The sequence below is a fragment of the Parablautia muri genome (genome assembly GCF_009917485.1).
Classification (GTDB): Bacteria; Bacillota; Clostridia; order Lachnospirales; family Lachnospiraceae; genus Suilimivivens; species Suilimivivens muri.
This window is the reverse complement of record NZ_QZDT01000049.1, coordinates 1-21,853: the sequence shown is the minus strand read 5'-3', so window position 1 is coordinate 21,853 and position 21,853 is coordinate 1. Positions and strand designations below refer to the sequence as shown.

General features: G+C 43.3%; 18 protein-coding genes and 1 other annotated feature. Of the genes, 1 reads left to right on the top strand and 17 read right to left on the bottom strand.

Annotated features, from left to right (window positions below; all coding sequences use genetic code 11):
- Positions 1–41 precede the first annotated feature (41 nt).
- From rpsG to rpmG, 12 genes are all read right to left on the bottom strand, one after another.
- Complete coding sequence (rpsG, locus tag D5281_RS19610; protein WP_330585172.1) at positions 42–512, bottom strand: 30S ribosomal protein S7; 471 nt, start codon at positions 510–512, stop codon at positions 42–44.
- 185 nt (positions 513–697) lie between these two features.
- Positions 698–1,117 carry a 30S ribosomal protein S12 gene (gene rpsL, locus D5281_RS19605; protein ID WP_022350785.1) on the bottom strand — a complete coding sequence of 140 codons (420 nt, stop codon included), beginning with the start codon at positions 1,115–1,117 and terminating at the stop codon, positions 698–700.
- A gap of 230 nt (positions 1,118–1,347) precedes the next feature.
- Positions 1,348–5,154 (bottom strand): DNA-directed RNA polymerase subunit beta', encoded by a 3,807-nt coding sequence (gene rpoC, locus D5281_RS19600; RefSeq protein ID WP_160561760.1) that lies wholly within the window; start codon positions 5,152–5,154, stop codon positions 1,348–1,350.
- 181 nt (positions 5,155–5,335) lie between these two features.
- Complete coding sequence (gene rpoB, locus D5281_RS19595; protein ID WP_160561759.1) at positions 5,336–9,202, bottom strand: DNA-directed RNA polymerase subunit beta; 3,867 nt, start codon at positions 9,200–9,202, stop codon at positions 5,336–5,338.
- A 305-nt stretch (positions 9,203–9,507) separates the two neighbouring features.
- Positions 9,508–9,882: a 50S ribosomal protein L7/L12 gene (gene rplL / locus D5281_RS19590; protein ID WP_160561758.1), complete on the bottom strand. Its 375-nt coding sequence runs from the start codon at positions 9,880–9,882 to the stop codon at positions 9,508–9,510.
- Positions 9,883–9,971: 89 nt separating this feature from the next.
- Positions 9,972–10,538, bottom strand: coding sequence for a 50S ribosomal protein L10 (rplJ, locus tag D5281_RS19585; protein WP_330585171.1), 567 nt, complete (start codon positions 10,536–10,538; stop codon positions 9,972–9,974).
- A gap of 146 nt (positions 10,539–10,684) precedes the next feature.
- Positions 10,685–10,853, bottom strand: a sequence feature (ribosomal protein L10 leader region).
- A gap of 128 nt (positions 10,854–10,981) precedes the next feature.
- Positions 10,982–12,313 (bottom strand): CapA family protein, encoded by a 1,332-nt coding sequence (locus tag D5281_RS19580; protein ID WP_160561757.1) that lies wholly within the window; start codon positions 12,311–12,313, stop codon positions 10,982–10,984.
- 362 nt (positions 12,314–12,675) lie between these two features.
- The gene (gene rplA, locus D5281_RS19575) at positions 12,676–13,365 is read right to left on the bottom strand and encodes a 50S ribosomal protein L1 (protein ID WP_160561756.1); all 690 of its coding nucleotides are present in this window, start codon (positions 13,363–13,365) and stop codon (positions 12,676–12,678) included.
- A 147-nt stretch (positions 13,366–13,512) separates the two neighbouring features.
- A complete protein-coding gene (gene rplK / locus D5281_RS19570) occupies positions 13,513–13,938 on the bottom strand; it encodes a 50S ribosomal protein L11 (RefSeq protein ID WP_160561755.1) in 426 nt (141 codons plus the stop codon).
- A 247-nt stretch (positions 13,939–14,185) separates the two neighbouring features.
- Positions 14,186–14,704 (bottom strand): transcription termination/antitermination protein NusG, encoded by a 519-nt coding sequence (nusG, locus tag D5281_RS19565; RefSeq protein ID WP_160561754.1) that lies wholly within the window; start codon positions 14,702–14,704, stop codon positions 14,186–14,188.
- Between the two features lie 15 nt (positions 14,705–14,719).
- Positions 14,720–14,947, bottom strand: a complete 228-nt coding sequence (gene secE / locus D5281_RS19560; RefSeq protein WP_160561753.1) for a preprotein translocase subunit SecE — start codon at positions 14,945–14,947, stop codon at positions 14,720–14,722.
- A gap of 32 nt (positions 14,948–14,979) precedes the next feature.
- Positions 14,980–15,129, bottom strand: coding sequence for a 50S ribosomal protein L33 (gene rpmG / locus D5281_RS19555; RefSeq protein WP_120471050.1), 150 nt, complete (start codon positions 15,127–15,129; stop codon positions 14,980–14,982).
- Positions 15,130–15,513: 384 nt separating this feature from the next.
- On the opposite strand from rpmG, the gene D5281_RS19550 reads away from it, so the two are divergent.
- Complete coding sequence (locus D5281_RS19550; protein WP_160561752.1) at positions 15,514–16,827, top strand: flagellar capping protein; 1,314 nt, start codon at positions 15,514–15,516, stop codon at positions 16,825–16,827.
- A gap of 136 nt (positions 16,828–16,963) precedes the next feature.
- On the opposite strand, the gene glf is transcribed toward D5281_RS19550, so the two are convergent.
- From glf to D5281_RS19525, 5 genes are all read right to left on the bottom strand, one after another.
- Positions 16,964–18,103, bottom strand: coding sequence for a UDP-galactopyranose mutase (gene glf, locus D5281_RS19545; protein WP_160561751.1), 1,140 nt, complete (start codon positions 18,101–18,103; stop codon positions 16,964–16,966).
- Between the two features lie 4 nt (positions 18,104–18,107).
- Positions 18,108–18,443 (bottom strand): transcriptional regulator, encoded by a 336-nt coding sequence (locus D5281_RS19540; RefSeq protein ID WP_160561750.1) that lies wholly within the window; start codon positions 18,441–18,443, stop codon positions 18,108–18,110.
- Positions 18,444–18,626: 183 nt separating this feature from the next.
- Positions 18,627–19,667, bottom strand: a complete 1,041-nt coding sequence (locus D5281_RS26660; RefSeq protein WP_160561749.1) for an ATP-binding protein — start codon at positions 19,665–19,667, stop codon at positions 18,627–18,629.
- Between the two features lie 510 nt (positions 19,668–20,177).
- A complete protein-coding gene (locus tag D5281_RS19530; RefSeq protein ID WP_160561748.1) occupies positions 20,178–20,546 on the bottom strand; it encodes a helix-turn-helix domain-containing protein in 369 nt (122 codons plus the stop codon).
- 385 nt (positions 20,547–20,931) lie between these two features.
- The gene (locus D5281_RS19525; protein ID WP_160561747.1) at positions 20,932–21,645 is read right to left on the bottom strand and encodes a LytR/AlgR family response regulator transcription factor; all 714 of its coding nucleotides are present in this window, start codon (positions 21,643–21,645) and stop codon (positions 20,932–20,934) included.
- Positions 21,646–21,853: the final 208 nt, after the last annotated feature.

Here is a 21,853-nt window from a genome sequence, read left to right as displayed (position 1 = left end):
TAGGCATAAGCTCAGGACTTTATACCGATTTGTCCATCTGACTAGAAACGGTAATGTGAAAAAGCCCTGTTTGCTTCTGCCATTTTGTGCATATCTTCTTTTCTCTTAACAGCTGCGCCCGTATTGTTTGCAGCATCAAGAATCTCGTTTGCAAGTTTGTCCTTCATGGTCTTTTCCCCTCTCTTACGGGAAAAGGTTGTAAGCCAGCGAAGCGCTAAAGCCTGTCGTCTTTCAGGCCTTACTTCAATAGGCACCTGATAGGTAGCGCCACCGATACGCCTTGCTTTAACCTCCAGAACGGGCATGATGTTATTCATAGCCTCCTCAAAAACCTCAAGGGCCGGCTTGCCAGCTTTTTCTTCTACTTTGGCAAATGCGCCATATACAATCTTCTGGGCTACGCCTCTCTTGCCATCTAACATGATATTATTGATCAGCTTTGTAACCACTTTGTTATTGTATAAAGGATCTGCCAATACATCTCTTTTCTGAATATGTCCTTTACGTGGCACGGTTCTTCCCTCCTTAATAATCATTAAATCATCGGTACTCACAGTGTGTCTTTCTAATTTCACAGTTTGTGTACGTGCGGTAAATCTTATTACAAACAAATTCCTGCTACAGCAGTTTTATATCGTAACAGAATTCCAACACTAAATTAGCTTACATTTGTGGGTCCAATCCATTCCAAAAAAAACTATTTAGAAGCTTTCGGCCTCTTAGCGCCATATTTGGAACGAGCCTGCTTTCTGTTTGCAACTCCTGCAGTATCAAGAGTACCTCTGATGATATGGTATCTTGTACCAGGTAAATCCTTAACCCTGCCACCTCTGATCAGAACAACACTGTGCTCCTGCAGATTATGACCTTCTCCCGGAATATAACTTGTAACTTCGATTCCGTTAGAAAGACGGACTCTGGCAATTTTTCTTAAAGCTGAGTTAGGCTTTTTCGGGGTTGCAGTCTTAACAGCAGTACAAACACCTCTTTTCTGGGGAGCGGAAGTATCGGTTGCTTTCTTATGAAGGGAGTTCCATCCTTTCTGGAGAGCGGGAGCCGTTGACTTCTTTACTGATGTCTGACGTCCTTTCCTTACTAACTGGTTAAATGTTGGCATTCTGTTTCACCTCCTGTTTATGAAATGCTTCCGCTTTCCTTGTAAGCGGAATATCTTGAGAAACTGTGCGCTTTTATGGCATCATAACAGTTGCACATTTAAATGCACACTTAGATAGTATAATTGCTCCTTTTTTCCTTGTCAATACATTATTTACAAAATTCGTAGAAAATAAGAAGGTCCCAACTACAGGACCTTCTCAATTCATAACACTCAATATCCGTATTTATTTATACAAAACGTTCCTCAACAGACACATCAGCTACAGAATCCATTTGGTCTTCATCTATCATGTCTTCCGCATCTTTATCCGCAGCATCATACTCTGATTCCTCATCAAATTCTTCGTCAAAAAAATCCTCTCCATCTTCAAGAGCCTCGTCTATATATTCCTCATCCCAATTGTCTTCTGGTAATGCGTCTATTTCCTCGTCAAAAGAAAGTTCCGCATCCTCCTCCATATCAATATCAATGGTTCCCATCAGATCATTGTCAGTGGAAAGTCTTGTATTGCGGTAACGTCTCATACCCGTACCGGCCGGAATCAGCTTACCGATAATTACATTTTCCTTAAGGCCAATCAAAGGATCTACTTTGCCCTTGATAGCAGCCTCTGTCAGGACTTTGGTAGTCTCCTGGAAGGAGGCCGCCGATAAGAAGGAATTGGTGGCAAGGGCTGCTTTGGTGATACCCAGCATCACCTGCTTGCCTTCCGCAGGTTCTTTGCCCTCCTTAAAAAGCTGTTCGTTCAGATCTTCGTATTCCAGTACATCCACAAGGGTCCCCGGTAAGAACTCCGTATCACCGCTGTTTTCAATCCTGACCTTTTTCAGCATCTGGCGGACAATCACCTCGATATGCTTATCGCTGATATCCACGCCTTGGAGACGGTATACTCTTTGAACCTCTCTGAGCATATAATCCTGAACGGCGCGGATTCCTTTGATTTTAAGCAAATCGTGGGGATTTACGCTACCTTCTGTCAGCTCATCGCCGGCTTCTAATACGGCGCCATCTAATATCTTGATACGGGAGCCGTAAGGAATCAGGTAAGCTTTTGATTCTCCTGTTTCATCATTTGTAATGACAATTTCGCGCTTTTTCTTGGTATCTTTAATAGAAGCTACGCCACCGAACTCCGCAATAATTGCAAGGCCCTTAGGCTTTCTCGCTTCAAAAAGCTCCTCTACACGGGGAAGACCCTGTGTGATATCGTCACCGGCAACACCGCCTGTGTGGAAAGTACGCATCGTAAGCTGTGTACCAGGTTCGCCGATTGACTGTGCGGCGATAATTCCAACCGCCTCGCCTACCTGAACAGCCTCACCGGTTGCCATGTTGGCGCCATAACACTTGGAGCAGATACCAATATGTGAGCGACAGGTGAGAATGGTACGAATCTTCACCTTCTCTACCGGTTCGCCCTTTTCATCCACGCCAATGCTCAAAATCTTTGACGCACGGCTGGGTGTTATCATGTGATTTTTCTTTACGATTACATTTCCGTCTCTGTCTTTAATATCCTCACAGGAATATCTTCCCTGTATTCTGTCTTTTAAGCCTTCTATGGTCTCCTTGCCGTCCATAAATGCGGATACCCACATTCCGGGAATTTCATCACGGCCTTCCATACAGTCAACCTCGCGGATAATCAGCTCCTGGGATACGTCAACCATACGTCTAGTAAGATAACCGGAGTCTGCGGTGCGCAGCGCCGTATCGGACAGACCCTTACGCGCGCCGTGGGCGGACATAAAGTATTCCAGTACGTCCAGTCCTTCACGGAAGTTTGATTTAATGGGCAACTCAATGGTTCGTCCGGTTGTATCGGCCATCAGACCACGCATACCGGCCAACTGTTTAATCTGCTGGTTGGAACCACGGGCTCCGGAGTCAGCCATCATATAAATATTGTTATACTTATCAAGGCCGGCTAAGAGCACATCCGTCAGCTTTTTATCTGTCTCATTCCATGTTTCCACAACCGCACGATATCTTTCTTCCTCCGTAATCAGACCACGCCTGAAGTTCTGGGAAATCCGGTCTACAGTCGCCTGGGCTTCATCCAGCATTTCCTGTTTCTTTGCCGGCACCGTCATATCGGAAATGGAAACCGTCATGGCTGCTTTCGTGGAATATTTATAACCTGTGGATTTAATTAAGTCCAGCACTTCCGCTGTTACGGATGCGCCGTGTATATTGATTACTTTTTCAAGAATCTGCTTTAACTGCTTTTTGCCCACATGGAAATCCACTTCGGGCAGAAGAAGATTTTCCGGGTTGCTTCTGTCCACATACCCTAAATCCTGAGGGAGAATTTCATTGAAAAGAAATCTTCCCAACGTGGATTCTACAACTCCCGAAACATTTTCGCCTTCCGTATTTTTTCTGGTCACTCTCACTTTGATTCTGGAGTGCAGTGTGCAGTAACCGTTTTCATATGCTAAAATTGCTTCATTTACATTTTTAAAATATCTGCCTTCGCCCTTTGCCCCCGGTCTTTCCTGGGTCAGATAATAAATCCCAAGCACCATATCCTGTGAAGGCACCGCAACCGGTCCGCCATCTGAGGGCTTTAACAGGTTATTAGGCGACAAAAGTAAGAACCGGCATTCCGCCTGTGCCTCTACGGAAAGAGGAAGATGCACAGCCATCTGATCCCCGTCAAAATCCGCGTTGAAGGCCGTACATACAAGGGGATGGAGCTTAATAGCCTTCCCTTCTACCAGAATCGGCTCAAAAGCCTGAATGCCCAGTCTGTGCAGAGTAGGGGCACGGTTCAGCATAACAGGATGTTCCTTGATTACCTCCTCAAGCACATCCCATACCTGGGTATCCAGCCGCTCTACCAGCTTCTTTGCATTTTTAATGTTCTGGGAAATCCCTCTTGTAACCAACTCCTTCATAACGAAGGGTTTAAACAGCTCAATCGCCATCTCCTTAGGCAGACCGCACTGGTAAATCTTAAGTTCCGGCCCTACCACAATAACGGAACGTCCCGAATAGTCAACACGTTTTCCCAAAAGATTCTGACGGAAACGTCCTGATTTTCCTTTCAACATATCGGACAGAGATTTTAACGCCCTGTTTCCGGGGCCTGTTACAGGCCTGCCCCGTCTGCCATTATCAATCAGCGCGTCCACAGCCTCCTGGAGCATTCTCTTTTCATTGCGGACGATAATATCAGGCGCCCCCAGCTCAAGAAGCCTCTTAAGACGGTTATTACGGTTGATAATTCTTCTATATAAATCATTTAAATCCGAGGTTGCAAAACGTCCGCCGTCTAACTGTACCATAGGGCGCAAATCAGGCGGGATAACCGGAATGGCGTCCATAATCATCCATGAAGGCTCGTTTCCGGACTCCCTGAAAGCCTCCACAACCTCAAGCCTTTTGATGATCCTTGCCCGCTTCTGGCCGGAGGATTCCTTAAGGCCGGTTTTTAGTTCTTCTGCTTCTGTCTCCAAATCAATTGCCTGGAGCAGTTCTTTGATTGCCTCGGCTCCCATTCCCACACGGAATCTGCTCCCCCAGGTCTCTCTTGCATCCTGATACTCTCTTTCGGACAACACCTGCTTGTATTCCAGACTGCTGTCGCCCTTATCCAGTACAATATAGGAGGCAAAATATAATACCTTTTCAAGCACTCTGGGAGATAAATCCAAAATCAATCCCATACGGCTGGGAATCCCCTTAAAATACCAGATGTGGGATACCGGTGCAGCCAGCTCAATATGGCCCATACGCTCTCTGCGGACGCTGGCCTTTGTAACTTCAACGCCGCAACGGTCGCATACAACGCCTTTATATCTGATTTTCTTATATTTACCGCAATGACACTCCCAGTCTTTACTGGGACCAAAAATCTTTTCACAGAACAGGCCGTCTTTTTCAGGCTTTAGGGTTCTGTAATTGATGGTCTCAGGCTTTAAAACCTCGCCCCTTGACCATTCTCTTATTTTTTCAGGTGATGCTAAACCAATTCTGATGGCATCAAACGTCATTGGCTGATATACTTCCTGCTTTGTTTCTGACATAGCTAATCCATGCTCCTTTCAAAGTCTGGAGCTTCGCTCTATGGCAAATCTCCCGTTAAAAGAACTACATTCCTTCGCCCCTGTCACTACATCTGACCTGGCAAAATGTATGCTTTCTCGCGGACTTTGCAGCATTTGCTGTCACTGCAAAGTCCTGGATTAAACTGTTACTCCGGTTTCCCTATTCGTCATATGATTCGGAATTTAACACCGCCTCAAATTCTTCATCAAAACCGTCATCTAAATCTTCCTCATCATCAGCGCTTACAAGCTCGCCACTATCTTCGTCAAATTCCTGCTGCTGGTAGCCCATGGCCCCAAAGGAACCCTTGTCGTAATCGTAATTCTTATCATCACCTTCCATCTCATACCGGTAATCTGTGTCGCCGTAATCAATGGTTTCCATGATTTCAACCTCTGTGTTGTCATCTCGCAGTACCCGAACATCAAGCCCAAGGGACTGTAATTCCTTAAGCAGCACCTTAAAGGATTCCGGAATGCCGGGTTCAGGAATGTTATCGCCCTTGATGATTGCCTCGTAGGTCTTCACACGTCCCACTACGTCATCGGACTTCACCGTCAGAATTTCCTGTAAAGTATAAGAAGCACCATAGGCCTCTAACGCCCAAACTTCCATTTCTCCAAAACGCTGGCCGCCGAACTGAGCCTTGCCGCCTAACGGCTGCTGGGTCACCAGTGAGTAAGGGCCTGTGGAACGGGCATGAATCTTATCGTCAACTAAGTGGTGAAGCTTTAAGTAGTGCATGTGGCCAATTGTAACCGGGCTGTCAAAATATTCGCCGGTTCTGCCATCCCGAAGACGGACCTTGCCGTCCCTGGAAATAGGCACACCCTTCCAAACCTCCCTGTGGTCGCGGTTTTTGTACAAATATTCCATCACCTCAGGAAGCAGTTCTTCTTTATGCTTTGCTTCGAATTCTTCCCAGCTTAAATTCACATAATCATTGGCAAGATCCAGGGTATCCATGATATCAATTTCGTTAGCCCCGTCAAAAACAGGCGTAGCCACATTAAAGCCAAGAGCTTTAGCCGCCAGGGATAAATGAATCTCAAGTACCTGTCCAATGTTCATACGGGAAGGCACACCAAGAGGATTTAACACGATATCAAGGGGACGCCCATTGGGAAGATACGGCATATCCTCCACCGGAAGCACACGGGAAACAACACCCTTATTGCCGTGGCGGCCAGCCATTTTATCTCCCACGGAAATCTTTCTTTTTTGTGCAATATAAATGCGTACCGCCTGATTCACACCGGGAGAAAGCTCATCTCCATTGTCTCTGGTAAATACTTTGGCGTCTACAATGATGCCGTACTCGCCGTGAGGAACCTTAAGGGATGTATCTCTTACCTCCCTTGCCTTCTCACCGAAAATGGCACGAAGCAGCCGCTCCTCTGCCGTCAGCTCCGTCTCACCCTTAGGGGTTACTTTGCCCACCAGAATATCTCCCGCACGAACCTCTGCGCCGATACGGATAATTCCTCTCTCGTCCAAATCTTTTAAGGCATCATCACCAACACCGGGGACATCTCTGGTGATCTCCTCTGGCCCTAACTTTGTATCTCTTGCCTCTGCCTCATATTCTTCAATGTGCACAGACGTATACACGTCATCCTGCACCAGTCTTTCGCTTAAAAGAACGGCATCCTCATAGTTATATCCTTCCCAGGTCATAAACCCAATGAGAGGATTCTTACCTAATGCCAGTTCCCCTTCCGATGTGGAAGGGCCGTCTGCAATCACCTGTCCTGCTTTCACATGCTCCCCTTTAAATACAATGGGCTTTTGGTTATAGCAGTTGGACTGATTGCTTCGGGAAAACTTAATCAGACGGTATTCCATTTTCTCCCCATCATCACAGGTCATCCTGATTAGTTTGGAGGAAACATATTCTATCACACCTGATTTCTTGGCAACTACGCAGACACCTGAGTCCACGGCCGCCTTAGGCTCCATACCGGTTCCCACCGCAGGCGCCTCTGTGGTAAGAAGGGGCACTGCCTGACGCTGCATGTTTGAACCCATCAGCGCACGGTTGGCATCATCATTCTCAAGGAAGGGAATGAGAGCCGTTGCCACAGAAAATACCATCTTAGGAGATACATCCATATAATCAAACATAGACTTAGGATATTCGGAGGTTTCATCCTTGTAACGTCCGGACACCGTATTCCTTACAAAGTGGCCCTCTTTATCAAGCTGTTCACTTGCCTGTGCCACATGATAATTATCCTCCTCGTCCGCAGCCATGTAGACTACTTCGTCCGTGACCCTGGGATTTTTCGGGTCTGTTTTATCTATTTTACGGTAAGGCGCTTCTACAAAACCATATTCATTGATCCTTGCATAAGAAGCAAGGGAGTTGATAAGTCCAATGTTCGGTCCTTCAGGGGTCTCAATCGGGCACATTCTTCCATAATGGGAGTAATGTACGTCACGCACCTCAAATCCGGCACGGTCTCTGGAAAGACCTCCGGGGCCAAGGGCGGAAAGACGCCTCTTATGGGTCAGCTCACCTAAAGGATTATTCTGGTCCATGAACTGGGACAGCTGAGAAGATCCAAAAAATTCTTTCACCGCTGCCTGTACCGGCTTAATGTTGATCAAGATCTGAGGGGAAATTTCCTCTGCGTCATGGGTGGTCATTCTCTCGCGCACCACTCTTTCCAATCTGGAAAGACCGATTCTGTATTGATTCTGCAACAGTTCGCCTACCGCGCGAATACGCCTGTTGCCCAAATGGTCGATATCATCATCATTGCCAATACCGTACTCAAGATGAATATTGTAATTGATTGATGCGATAATGTCTTCTTTTGTAATATGTTTCGGTATAAGCTCGTGGACATTTTTCCGGATGGCTTCTGCAAGAGCCTCTGCATCCTCGCTGTATTCCTCGAGAATTTGTGCTAATACAGGATAATAAACATGTTCTGTGATGCCCAGCTCCCTTGGCTTGCAGTCCACAAAATGTGTAATATCCACCATCAGATTGGAGAGAACCTTGACATTCTTTTCCTCCGTCTGCACATATACATATGGCACAGCCGCATTCTGCAATTCATCCGCCAGCTCCAAGGTCACCTTAGTACCGGCTGCTGCCAAAATCTCACCAGTAGTAATATCCACTACGTCCTCGGCAAGCACATGACCTTTCAGTCTGTTCCTGAAGGACAGTTTTTTATTGAATTTATATCTGCCTACCTTCGCCAAATCATATCTTCTGGGGTCAAAAAACATAGCGTTAATAAGACTCTCCGCACTTTCAACGCTAAGAGGCTCCCCTGGACGAATTTTTTTATAAAGCTCTAAAAGACCTTCCTGATAATTCGTAGAAACGTCTTTACTGAAACTTGCCTCTATTTTAGGTTCATCCCCAAACAATTCTCTGATTTCGTCATTGGTGCCTACCCCAAGGGCTCTTATAAGGACTGTGATTGGCACCTTTCTGGTACGGTCAACACGCACATAAAAGATGTCGTTTGAATCTGTCTCATACTCCAGCCACGCACCACGATTGGGGATGACAGTGGATGAAAACAGTCTCTTACCAATTTTATCATGGCTGATTGCATAGTAAATACCGGGAGAACGAACCAACTGGCTTACAATAACACGTTCAGCGCCGTTTATCACAAATGTGCCTGTCTCCGTCATAAGGGGAAGGTCGCCCATGAAAATTTCATGCTCGCTGATTTCTTCCTTTTCCTTATTATATAGACGTACCTTAACTTTAAGAGGGGCCGCATAGGTTGCATCTCTCTCCTTGCATTTCTCGATAGAGTACTTTACATCATCTTCACACAATTCGAAATCTACGAACTCCAGACTTAAATGCCCGCTGTAGTCTGCAATTGGAGAAATATCATCAAACACTTCTTTTAGTCCTTCCTTCAGGAACCATCCATAGGAATCCTTCTGGACTTCAATGAGGTTTGGCATCTCCAGAACCTCTTTCTGCCGTGAGTAACTCATACGCATGTTTCTGCCTGCGGCAATGGGACGTATTCTGTTCTTTTCCATTGACAATTCACCCCGTTCTCTATGATATAATGTCACTAAATGCCTATCACACCACAATAGTGCACTTTCCATTCTACTACAAGCCCAAAATCGAGTCAATAAATATTTTTTTAATTTTTGGAAATTTTTTGTAAATTGAAATACATTAATGCCGCTTCACTTCCGTTTCAGGAACCTTCCCACAGCCAGCTGTTCTTATGCAGCAAACGCCATCACGCTTCACAAACCGGCATATTGTAAAAAAAGCTGTGTACCGCAGAATGCAGATACACAGCCCAGTTACGAAATCAGAATCTATGTGGCAATTACTTAAGTGTAACCTTAGCGCCCTCAGCTTCTAACTTGCTCTTAATGTCTTCAGCTTCTTCCTTGGAAATGCCTTCCTTCAGTGTCTTAGGAGCGGAATCAACAAGATCCTTAGCTTCTTTCAAGCCAAGGCCGGTAGCTTCACGTACAACCTTAATAACCTTAACCTTGTTAGGTCCAATCTCTGTGAGCTCTACATCGAACTCTGTCTTTTCTTCTTCTGCTGCGCCTGCATCAGCTGCCGCTGCAACTACAACACCTGCTGCTGCAGATACACCAAATTCTTCTTCGCAAGCTTTTACAAGATCGTTTAATTCTAATACGGTTAACTCTTTGATAGCGTCAATTATTTCCTGTGTGGATAACTTTGCCATTTTCATTTCCTCCATTTTTATTTTTATTCAATCGGTTTTAGTGTTTGGATGATTACCCGCTATAGGTTATGCCTGTTTTTGGCCAAACCTTATTCTGCTGCAGGCTCGCTTGCCGCTTCTTCGGCGGGTGCTTCGGCTGCGGTTTCCTCAGCGGGCGCTTCGCATGCGCCGGCGCCGCCTTTTTCCGCCAGCTGGTTCATAACACGTGCAAAGTTTGCAATCGGTGACTGGATACTTCCAAGTAGCTTGGAGAGCAATTCCTCTCTTGAAGGAATCTTTGCAATTTCCGTAATGCCTGCCGCGTCATATGCCAGCCCTTCAACGATACCGCCCTTAACTTCCAGTTTAGGAGCATCCTTTGCAAATTTACATATAATTCTTGCAGGAGCGGTTGCATCTGTCTTGGAAATTGCGATTGCGCTGGGTCCTTCCAGATATGGTGTCAGGCTTTCACAATCTGTTCCCTTAAACGCAAAATTCATCATTGTGTTCTTGTAAACTTTATAAACAATATCCGCCTCGCGAAGTTGCTTACGCAAATTGGTATCCTGCTCCACGGTAAGTCCACGATAGTCAACAAGAACAACCGACTGGGCGTCTTTGATGTTAGCTGAAATCTCGTCAATGACAGGCTGTTTCAATTCAACTTTTGCCACTTTCTTTACCTCCTTGTTAGATTTTAACGCCGAGAGAAGTTTTCATAACAACCGGCACATTCCGCGAACTGACTTTGTATTAACAGCAAATGCACCTTAGGACCATCCTTATGTCAACAAACGCTGCCGAACTTCGCGAACCGGATTATTATAATAAAAAACCTCTCCAAAGACGGAGAGGCAGAATTTTCTTTCAATATCACACTCTTCTCCTCGGCAGGCGATTCGCTTAACGCTTAAGCGATGTACTTACGTCTCCTCTGACTTATATCAGATTTGGACACCTGCTGTCTTCGGCATGGCCAAACGACCTTTTTTAAAATACCATATGTGTGTATTCATGTCAAGTTTTTCTTCTGAATTTTATGATTACTCGTAACAGTTCGTTACTTTTCACAGTTCAACCCTCGGCCAAACCACCACCACAAAAACTTCCGATATAGCTATTTTTTGCTTACAAATCCATTTTCATCTATCAATACGTCCGGCGACAGTTCCCGCATCAGAGATAAGATTCTCTCCTTCTCCTCCCCATATACCAAATCCACTCTGCAATCGGATTGAAGGGCTGGCAAAAACTGAAATGTTTCGAGCCCCTCCTTTCCTATCGTGACCCGGACCATTCCCGTATCCACGGTTTTGGAATTGAACCAAAAGTTTCCCATGCTGTAAATCACCGGCGTATCTCCAAAATAGGTGATTCCCTGCAGGCAATGGGGATGGTCGCCGATAATCAAATCTGCGCCTGCCTCGGCAATCCGCGGTGCCTGCTCGATTTGGGCCCAGTCAATTTCCGTCTGGTTTTCTGTGCCCCAATGAATATAAACAATGACAAAATCGCTGTTCTCCTTTGCCTGAGCCACCACCTCATAAAGCTTTTGTGGATTCAGGCACCGGAATACTCCCGCGCTGTTTTCCGTAGCGCCCTTTGTATCAGGGTTCTCGATCCGCTCTATCTGAGTGGCCGCCACAAAAGCAATCTTCCTGTCGTTTACAATAAAATATAAAGGCGCGCTGGCTTCTTCCAGATTTCTGCCGGCGCCCACCGCCGGTATTTCAGCAGCCGCAAGGGTATCTAAGGTATCCAAGAGCCCTATTTCTCCAAAATCATAAATGTGATTGTTGGCCAGTACCGCCACATCTATCCCCATATCGTGCAGATAGGATACCGCCCCGGTGTCCGCCCTGAAGGTAAAGGTCTTCTCCTCCGTAGGTGTCCCTCTGTCCGTAAAGGGAAATTCATTGTTGGCCACCATAATATCTACCCCGCGCATTTGCTCAAGCACAGATTGGGAAACGCCGTTCTCTATCGTCCTGCCCCTGGTCAGCAGATTCGCCATAATTGCATACTCGTCATCCAGAAGGATATCGCCTATAAAGCCTATTGTCACCTTATCCTTTTCGCTGCCCTCCCGGGAAAAAATCTTATTTGCCTTCCTATATTCCGCATCGGATAATTCTGCTTCATACCGGGAAGGCGACTGCGCATCAGGAGCTGCTTCTTCCCCGGTTTCATCTTTTTCTTCCAGCGCCTCCGTCAGATTCCCCTGCAAATGATGAAAAGTTTCCTGGGCGTACACACTCTTCGTAACCCCCTTGCTCCCTTCCCCCTCCTGGGACAAAAGCTTTAAAAGCAGTATCCCGGCTATGCCTAGCGAAAGCATGATAAAAAGAGTAATGGAAAAAGTAGTTACCACGCCAAAGCCGCGCTTTTTCTTTCTTCTTTTTCTTCCTTTATTTAATTGTAGATTTTGCTTTTTTACTTTTCGCTTCATAACTACAGCATACCACATTCCGTCCTATATGCCAAATATGCTTTATCGCATCCTAATTTATTGTTTATGGAATGATTGCACAGTCACGCCTCGCCGGTCAGCATATCGAAGCAACAAATACCATCATTCTTTCGTGAGAGCGCTTATTTTAAAAAAGCCATCCCTTAAAAGGAATGGCTTTTCATTCGTTTTATAGCAGTTCAGATTCGGCTTCTCTGTTACGAAATCTGTCCATTTTAAATTGCCTTCGGCAAGGGGCAGATTTCTTCTTGGCCCAGTTTACACATTCTGGGAGAATGTGTTCTCTCGAACTTTGTACCAAGCGTCAAGTCCTGCGCTGAACGATTACTCCGGTTCAAAAATTAGAATTTCGCTGTATTGACCTTCACTCCGGGTCCCATGGTGGAAGTAAGGGTAATACTTCTTAAATACTGTCCTTTCAATGCTGAAGGTCTTGCCTTAACAATTGCCTCCATCAAAGCGTCAAAATTTTCCTGAAGCTTTGCTTCATCAAAAGAAGCTTTTCCAATCGGGACATGAATGATGTTGGACTTATCAAGTCTGTACTCAATTTTACCGGCTTTAATATCATTGATTGCCTTTGTAACATCCATGGTTACTGTTCCGGCTTTCGGGTTAGGCATCAAGCCCTTCGGTCCCAAAATTTTACCCAGACGGCCTACAATACCCATCATATCAGGGGTAGCAACTACTACGTCAAAATCAAGCCAGCCTTCGTGCTGAATTCTTGGAACCAGTTCATCGCCTCCCACATAGTCAGCCCCTGCAGCTTCCGCCTCATTTACCTTATCACCTTTTGCAAATACTAAAACCTTAACTGTCTTACCTGTACCATTCGGCAATACAACCGCTCCACGAACCTGCTGTTCCGCATGACGTCCGTCACAACCGGTCCTGATATGAACTTCCACTGTTTCATCAAACTTTGCAACTGCTGTCTTTTTAACCAGTGCAATTGCTTCTGCAGGCTCATACGTTGTTGCACGGTCGACCTGCTTTGCAGCCTCTAAATATTTCTTTCCATGTTTCATTATTAATTCCTCCTATGGTTCAATCGGCGCATCTTCTAAATCCAAATTCCTGCCGATCCCCATCAATTAGGATGCCGGCATAAATTTTTGTGATTGAAAAATTTTCATTTTTCAATCTATCGCCTCCCACTTTCACAAATTTATTGTTTAATCCACTACTGTGATACCCATACTTCTTGCTGTTCCGGCAATCATGCTCATAGCCGCTTCAAGGCTTGCCGCATTAAGATCAGGCATTTTCATCTCAGCGATCTCCTGGAGTTTCGCCTTGGAAATCGTTGCAACCTTTGTCTTGTTAGGCACTGCCGAACCTGATTTGATATTGCATGCCTTCTTAAGAAGTACTGCAGCAGGAGGAGTTTTCGTAATAAAACTAAAACTTCTGTCTGCATATACTGTGATTACAACAGGGATGATCACATCCCCCTTATCAGCCGTTCTTGCGTTGAACTGCTTTGTAAATTCAACAATGTTAACCCCATGCTGTCCAAGTGCAGGACCAACCGGGGGTGCTGGCGTAGCTTTACCAGCAGGGATCTGTAACTTAATGTATCCTTCTACTTTCTTTGCCATTGTGGCACCTCCTATAAATAATGCAATTTCTTCCGTCTCCCTCCGGGACAGAAACTAACTTTTCCGACCACTCGTATTCCTGTCGGGATACGGTTGCATCGTGGTATGGCGCAGAATCGCTTCTGCTCCCACAGCCTGCGCTTGCGCAGACTTACTATAAAGTTGCTCTATATTTATACCGATATAAACCGGCTATAAATATCCTGTTTACCAATACCCAAACCAACAGATTCGTCCAAAATCTGTTTTAAGACATTTTCCTGACTTCTGCAAAACTGATTTCCACCGGTGTTTCCCTGCCGAACAAATCCACATTAATGGTCGCTGTCTGTTTTCCGTAGTCCATCCGCTGTACCACGCCCACCGTATCCTTCCACACACCGGCCACAACAGCAATGGCGTCTCCTTCCGCAAAATCAACGGAAATATTTTCCGTTTTGATTCCGAGGGGCTTCATTTCCGCTTCTGTTAGGGGGACCGGTTTGCTCCCAGGACCCACGAAGCCCGTCACGCCTCTTGTATTACGGACAACGTACCATGTGTCGTCATTCATAACCATATTTATCAGGACATAACCGGGAAACATTTTTTTCTGGACCGTTCTCTTTGCACCGTTCTTTAGCTCCACCACGTCCTGAAGCGGCACACGAACCTCCAGAATTTCTTCTTCCAAATGTCTGTTCTCGATTGTTTTTTCTATATTGGCTTTTACCTTATTTTCATATCCGGAATAGGTATGCACTACATACCAGTTTGCCTCTGCCATACAATTACCCTCGCTCTACAGACTTGTCAGGAAATCCACACCATACTGCATCAGGAAATCCAGCACAGCAATCACTGCACCCAGCACCACCGAAATACATACAACTGCAACGGACTGCTTCATAAGCGAATCCTTATCCGGCCATGAAATCTTCTTAAATTCAGCCTTTACACCCTTGAAGAAATCAGGCTTAGCTGTCTTTACCGCTTTTTCTTTATTTACCTTTTTAGCAGAATCTGCCATTTTTAACTCCTTTCAGATGCAAATAAAACCACTTATTTAGTTTCCTTATGCAACGTATGGGTTCTGCAGAATCTGCAATATTTCTTGATTTCCATCCTGTCGGGATGCGTTTTCTTATCTTTCGTAGTGTTGTAGTTACGCTGCTTGCATTCTGTACATGCCAATGTGATTCTTGTACGCATGATTTTTCCTCCAATCTTTTACCGGATTTTGTGCATAAAAAAAAGACCTAAAATCTAATCTCGTTTGATAACTATAACATATACTCACTTCACAGTCAACTGAAATTTACTTTTTTTGTAGTAAAATCCTAATTGTATTAGCGTCCTTTCTGTGATAGAATTATTTTATAAAAATTTAATTTTTTAATCTTTATTTTTTAAATTGATCGAACGAAATATAAATATATAGAATTTTGTTTCAACATATAGGTTTTTGCCCCGCATTTATGAAAATTTTCTTATTTTTTTATATTATAAGCTCCAGAATATATTTATATTAAGAAAATTTTCCCGTCAAAAGGTGTTGACGGTACGCAATTCATGGAAGAAAGGAGAGGGTAGCCTATGTCATACTACAATATATCATTAAATAGTTTTTATAATCACTATCTTACTACCTATGCCCCAAAAGCCGATACCAGATACGATATGCATGGCAAGCGGGAGCTGCGCAACATTTACAATTCCATCGTAAAACTGAATAAAGACTCTCCTTTGTATATTCTGGATTCCAGCAAGGAATCCCGGGAGTTTGCCGTTGGCTTAAAAGAAAATGCCAGAGAGCTGCGCAATACAATCGCCTCTCTTGGCGGTCTTGACGAAAGTAAAATGCTTGCCAAGAAGGGAGCTTATTCCAGCAACACAGACATTGCCACGGCCTCCTACATCGGAGATGGCAGCAGCGAAGGGGTTATTCCGCCTTTTGAATTGGAAGTAACTGCTTTAGCTGCCAACCAAGTAAATCTTGGAACCTTCCTCCCCGGCCACGAAAAGGCTAAGCTTTTGCCAGATTCCTATTCCTTCGACATAACCGTTAATGATTTAAGTTATGAATTCCAATATAATGTCCGTGAAGGTGAGACAAACCGTGATTTACAGGATCGCCTTGCCCGTTTGATTACCAATGCGGATATCGGGCTTACCGCTGATATTTTGGCAGATGACAAAGGGAATTCTTCTCTGCGGCTTTCTTCCGCCAGTACCGGTTTAAGACCTGGAAAACATTATATCTTTCATGTATCAGATGACCAGACCAGTAAGCAGTCCGGCACAGTGGATTATCTTGGGCTTGATTATGTGGCAAGACAACCTTCCAATGCCCAGTTCCTTATTGACGGAGAGCCCCGCAGTTCTTCCTCTAACCAGTTCTCCATCGGTAAACTGTTTGAAATTACTTTAAATGGTATCAGCAACGCGGAAGGGGAAACCACAGAAATCGGTTTAAAAACCGACTTAGACTCCTTCACGGAAAATGTCAGTGAGCTTATATACGGTTACAATTCTTTTATCAGGGCTGCTGCCGAATATCAGGATTCACATCCAAGGAGCAGCAAGCTTATAAAAGAAATGGATCATATATCCCGCAATTATCAGACTGATCTTGAAAAAATTGGTTTTACCTTTGAGGATAACGGCCAGCTTACCGTAGATGACAAGGCGTTCAAACACTCCATATTAAGTGATGGGATGCGCGATCAGTTCTCCACCATAAAAGATTTCACCAATTCCATCTTGCGAAAAACCAATCAGGTTTCTTTAAATCCGATGGAATATGTGGATAAAACCTTGGTGGCTTATAAGAACCCTGCAGGTCATAATTTTGCGGCGCCTTATATGACCAGCAATTATAGTGGAATGTTTTTTAACAGCTACTGTTAACCTGCCATAAGAAATTATGTTATCGTGCAAGAAGTAGTTGATTGGTTAAAATTTTCAAGGAGAATCCTTACGATTCTCCTTGTTTTTTGCCTCTGTTTTGAGAATCAGCACGCTCCCACGCAAAGCATAGCCCTATTTATTTTTCCAGTTCTTTTTCTGCAAGGTCAAGGGCCGCTTCAATTACCTTGTCCATGTCATAATAGCGGTACTGCCCAAGCCTTCCCCCGAAAATAACATTTTCCTCCTTCTGCGCCATTTCCTGATACTTAGCAAAAAGCTCATTGTTTCGTTCATCATTAACAGGATAATAGGGCTCTGCTCCCGGTGTCCATGCAGCCGGATATTCTCTGGTAATAACCGTACCCTCGCCCTGGCCAAAGTTAAAATGCTTATGTTCAATCACACGGGTATAAGGCACTTCTCTTTCCGTGTAATTAATGACGGCATTTCCCTGATAATTGTCAACTTCCGGCATATCTTCCTTTTCAAATTTAAGCGAACGGTACTCCAGATTTCCCAGACAGTAGTCAAAGTACTCATCAATCATGCCGGTATACAATACTTTGTCATAGGAAACAGTATCTTCTCCTTTAAGCTCCGCTTCCTTCTGCCCCCTTAAAAATTCCTGATACCTTGTGTTTAACCTGACCTCACACTGTGCAAGCATTTTCTCAACGACTTTCGTGTAGCCATCTACCGGAATCCCCTGGAATTTATCTGAAAAATAATTGTTATCGTATGTAAACCGTAAAGGCACTCTCTTAATTATGAAGGCCGGAAGCTCCTTGCACTCCCTTCCCCACTGTTTCTCCGTGTAGCCTTTGATTAATTTTTCATACACATCACAGCCTGCCAGAGATAAAGCCTGCTCCTCCAAATTACGGGGTTCGCCAATTCGCAGCCCCTCTATCTGTCCTTTTATAAGCGCCTTCGCCTCCTCAGGTGTCTTAATTCCCCACAATTTGCTGAAGGTATTCATATTGAAGGGAAGATTATAAATTTCATCTTTATAAATCGCCATAGGAGAATTAACGAAGTGGTTAAACTCGGTAAATTGATTCATATAATCCCAAATTCTGCGGTTTGAAGTGTGGAAAATATGCGCTCCATATTCATGCACATGGATTCCGCGCTTTAGACTTGTGTATATGTTTCCCGCCACATGCTCTCTTTGGTCTATCACCAGGCATGTCCGCCCGTTTTCGGTCATTTTATGAGAAAAAGCTGAACCAAAAAGTCCAGCCCCTACTACCAGATAGTCAAAATGTTTGCCCATAAGTTTACTGCTCCCTATACTTCTCAAGCTGAACATAATCTTCCATCATTTCAAGAATTTTCTTACGTCCCTTCTTGTTTAACTGAATATAATACTGCATAACCCTGTTCTCCAGAATCTTCTCACCTAAAACCTCGCCTCTTTCAAGAGATGAAAAATCAACCGGATTCAGACTTAATCTATCACACATGCGAATGACTGTGCCGTACGCCATCCCCTCAATGCCTCTGTCCAGTGCTGTCACCAGCGTACTATAGGGAATCTCCATATCAATGGCAAACTGTCTCACGCTCTTATACTGTTTCAATATCTCCTGTTTTAAAATTTCTGCTTTTGTCATGTTGAAACCTCCTTGTCAGGGCTATAGTGCCTTCATATCTCGTCATATGTGGTTAGTATATCACACACTTAATTTTTAGTCACTTAAAAAAATATAAACTTTGTATTAATACGTACTAAAGTACTATTTTTCAGGCAGAAATCGAACCGTAATGGCATGAAATAATATGCATTTCCCTTTCTTTTACATATAGATAACTATTCTAACGTTAAATTCTCCATTTTCCGTATGAATTATCATTTTGCCATGATACTTTTTAACCACCCGCTTTACCTCCTTCAATCCCCAGCCATGAATCCTTTTATCCTCTTTATTCGTAAGGAAATTACCCCTATATTTCTTTACCCTATATCCTTCGTAAGGATTGCTGGCCTTCAAAAGAAAGGTTGCCTGTTCTGCTTTTATCGCCAGATGCAGCTTCCTTTTATCACCCTCTAATTCTGTTAATGCTTCTATTGCATTGTCAAGCAAATTGCCAATTAAAATGTTTAAATCTATGTCGCTTACCGTAACTTCTTTTTCAATGTCGATTTGGCACTCCACTTTTATTTGATATTTTCTGGCTGTTTCCAATTTATAATTGAGAATAGAATCAAGCCCAATACTTCCTGTATTGATGATATGTATAGGTTTCTTGATTTCCTCCAGTCTTTCTCCACAGTATTCCAGCAGCATGTCATATTGACCCTTTTCCAGGTATCCCATTTCAAGCGCATAATGATTCGCCATATTATGGCGTAGTATACACAGTTTCTTCCACCTTTCTTTAAACTTTTTGTATTGCAGGCGGAAAGACTCATTCTGCTGCCGTGCCAGCTCATTTTCCTTATCTTTCTTTACATATGTCCACAGCTTTTGATGTTCATAATATGCCTGCAAATTCAGAACCGCCAGGACTGCTGCCGCCAGCTCTTGTGATAAGCCTATATGTTGACAGGTATTTTCCCAGATGGCATAACAAATAATCATGCTTCCTATTGGAACCAAAAATAATTCAAACCAATCTGCTGATTTCATTTGGATTTGCTTAACAAAAATCACAAGAACGATTTCCACAAACAGAAAGAAGAACAATTGAGAAATTATATTTCTGACTCCCGGATACAGGATCAGTGCAAGATGCCTTTCCCTTGCTGATACTGCCGGAAAAATTAAAAAAAATGCCGCGATCCCTTCTGCCGCAAACTTTAACGCTGCCACACAATTCATTAAAATTACTTTCACTTTTATATGTCCGCGGTATAATGTGCATAATGTCACAAAATTAACACTCCAGGCATATAAGTAAAGTAATGACTTATACCCTGCAAATAAATTACCGCCTGTTTTCCAGAATAGGAAGCACATACTCCAGCCCGCCGTTAAAAGCAGTTTGCTTTTGTATTTTTTCCCCAAAAATTGTTTATATAAAATATGCTGCGTGCCAATAAAAAAAATGTCCATGATACAGGTCAAAACTTGTGTCTCCATATATTTTCTCCGCCACCTGTATTTTAGAACCATAAATAATCTTACCTTAATGGTTCAGATTAAGCTATTAGCACTATAATTTCATATTTCAGGCCTGTAAATCACCTCCCGGGGCAAACTTTCAGAACAATAATTCCAAGAATCAAATGAATCCCCAAGCCGCCGCTCCGCGGCAGCACAAATCCTGACGGAGAATGCCTGTATTTTGGGCATATTGGGATGCAAGCACAAATTTGTAGATTGAAAAATTTTTGATTTTTCAATCTATTTACCTTCATTGTCTTCCAAATCGCTTTTTAACAGCTTGAAAACGTAACTATAATTCCTAAGTAGCTCCGGCAAAACCTTCATCTCCGTATTTGAAAAATCCTCCAAAATACCGGCAATTTCATCGCTGTAAATTGTTCTGCTGCCTGTTTTCATACTTCCACACAAAAGCTCATCCACCGAACACTCAAGCGCATCGGCAATCCTGACAAGCTTTTCCAATCCTATTTTACTCCTTGCGTTTTCCACATTACTGATATGCTGTGTCGATAAATCAGTCCGTGCAGCCAATTCTGCCTGGGACATTCTTTTTACTTCTCTTTTCTTTTTAATTCTGGCTCCTAAATCTTTATAATCCACTTTCACCTGTTTTCTCCCCCGTAAAGATCTATCACAACGGATATGAAATTTCGCATATTAACAAAAACCATTTTATAGAAATAAAGCTTTCAGCAAAATCAATTATAGAAATAAAATATCTTTATAATTATATTTTTGGTGATTTTTTCAAAGCATGAAACAAAACATAAAGCGAAAGGCAGGGAATCAATATCCCTGCCAAAAGAAAGCGGCAGCGTTTTCAGATATAAAACGCGCCTCAGAAATGAATGCATCTTCAATTATATACAAAAATGTTTTCTATTTTTGTTCATGTAATAATTAACAGCCTGCATGTAACTTTTGGCATACGCTCAAATAGGACTGCGTTTTATCTATGCCGTGCAGATTAAAAACATGCGGAAACAGCATTTCATGAAAGCAAACCCATTCTAAAAAGTTTAACCTGCTCACACCTGAAGCGGCTGATCGGCAGCCTGTCTCCATTATCCATAATGATATGTCTGGGATGATACTCTCTTACCTTTCCACAATTTACTAAATAAGACTGATGGATGCGAAGAAATTGACAATTGTAATAAGCCAGCGCGTCTTCTACCTCATTCAACTTTTGGTAAAAAACATATTTTTCTCCATTTTCCGTAACCACCTTAACCTTACGCTTTTCACTGACAAAGTAGAGCACTTCTCCTAACGCAATGTTGATAGTTATTTTATTATATTGCAAGGTAAATATTTCATAATAAGATTTATGTTCTCTGGCAATCCTGTCCATTGCTTCAAATACTTTTTCCTTCGATATGGGTTTATCGATATACTGACAGGGATAAATCCGAATCACCTGCTTAAGATATTCTTCGTATTGTGTAACAAACACAATGCTTACCAGGCTATTTTTCTCTCTAATTTTTGTGACAGCTTCCATGCCATTCATTCCGCTAAGCTCAATATCCATAAATATTGCCGCGAAATCCCCCATATCCTCCTGCTCAAAGATAACATCTTCTCCACTTGCAAATCTTTTAATCTGTACATTGAGGTGTTGCTCTCCCGCCCACATTTCGATATATTCTGCCATTTTTTCCACAAAAACAAGAATATCATCACATACCGCAATCCGTAACATTTAAAATTCCTCCTTTGTTTTCCGAATATCCCACGCTATTATATCGGTATTTCGTTTATACTGAAATCACGTACGGAAATTATTTATTTTTATAGTTATAAAAATATTTGCACAAATCTACCCCCTAAAATTTATATACTCAAACTTCGCACTTGAATAAGTGCCTATGCACCTTGAAAATTCAATAAAAACTGGCAATAAAATAGCA

What these genes read in the sequence shown, in the direction of transcription:
- rplL (WP_160561758.1), bottom strand. Translation starts at nt 9,882, where the DNA reads ATGGCAAAGTTATCCACACAGGAAATAATTGACGCTATCAAAGAGTTA.
- D5281_RS19525 (WP_160561747.1), bottom strand. Translation starts at nt 21,645, where the DNA reads ATGTTACGGATTGCGGTATGTGATGATATTCTTGTTTTTGTGGAAAAA.
- rpsL (WP_022350785.1), bottom strand. Translation starts at nt 1,117, where the DNA reads ATGCCAACATTTAACCAGTTAGTAAGGAAAGGACGTCAGACATCAGTA.
- secE (WP_160561753.1), bottom strand. Translation starts at nt 14,947, where the DNA reads ATGGCAGATTCTGCTAAAAAGGTAAATAAAGAAAAAGCGGTAAAGACA.
- rpoB (WP_160561759.1), bottom strand. Translation starts at nt 9,202, where the DNA reads ATGGAAAAGAACAGAATACGTCCCATTGCCGCAGGCAGAAACATGCGT.
- D5281_RS19580 (WP_160561757.1), bottom strand. Translation starts at nt 12,313, where the DNA reads ATGAAGCGAAAAGTAAAAAAGCAAAATCTACAATTAAATAAAGGAAGA.
- rplA (WP_160561756.1), bottom strand. Translation starts at nt 13,365, where the DNA reads ATGAAACATGGAAAGAAATATTTAGAGGCTGCAAAGCAGGTCGACCGT.
- nusG (WP_160561754.1), bottom strand. Translation starts at nt 14,704, where the DNA reads ATGGCAGAGGCAAACTGGTATGTAGTGCATACCTATTCCGGATATGAA.
- D5281_RS19540 (WP_160561750.1), bottom strand. Translation starts at nt 18,443, where the DNA reads ATGACAAAAGCAGAAATTTTAAAACAGGAGATATTGAAACAGTATAAG.
- glf (WP_160561751.1), bottom strand. Translation starts at nt 18,103, where the DNA reads ATGGGCAAACATTTTGACTATCTGGTAGTAGGGGCTGGACTTTTTGGT.
- rplK (WP_160561755.1), bottom strand. Translation starts at nt 13,938, where the DNA reads ATGGCAAAGAAAGTAGAAGGATACATTAAGTTACAGATCCCTGCTGGT.
- rpoC (WP_160561760.1), bottom strand. Translation starts at nt 5,154, where the DNA reads ATGTCAGAAACAAAGCAGGAAGTATATCAGCCAATGACGTTTGATGCC.
- D5281_RS19550 (WP_160561752.1), top strand. Translation starts at nt 15,514, where the DNA reads ATGTCATACTACAATATATCATTAAATAGTTTTTATAATCACTATCTT.
- rpmG (WP_120471050.1), bottom strand. Translation starts at nt 15,129, where the DNA reads ATGCGTACAAGAATCACATTGGCATGTACAGAATGCAAGCAGCGTAAC.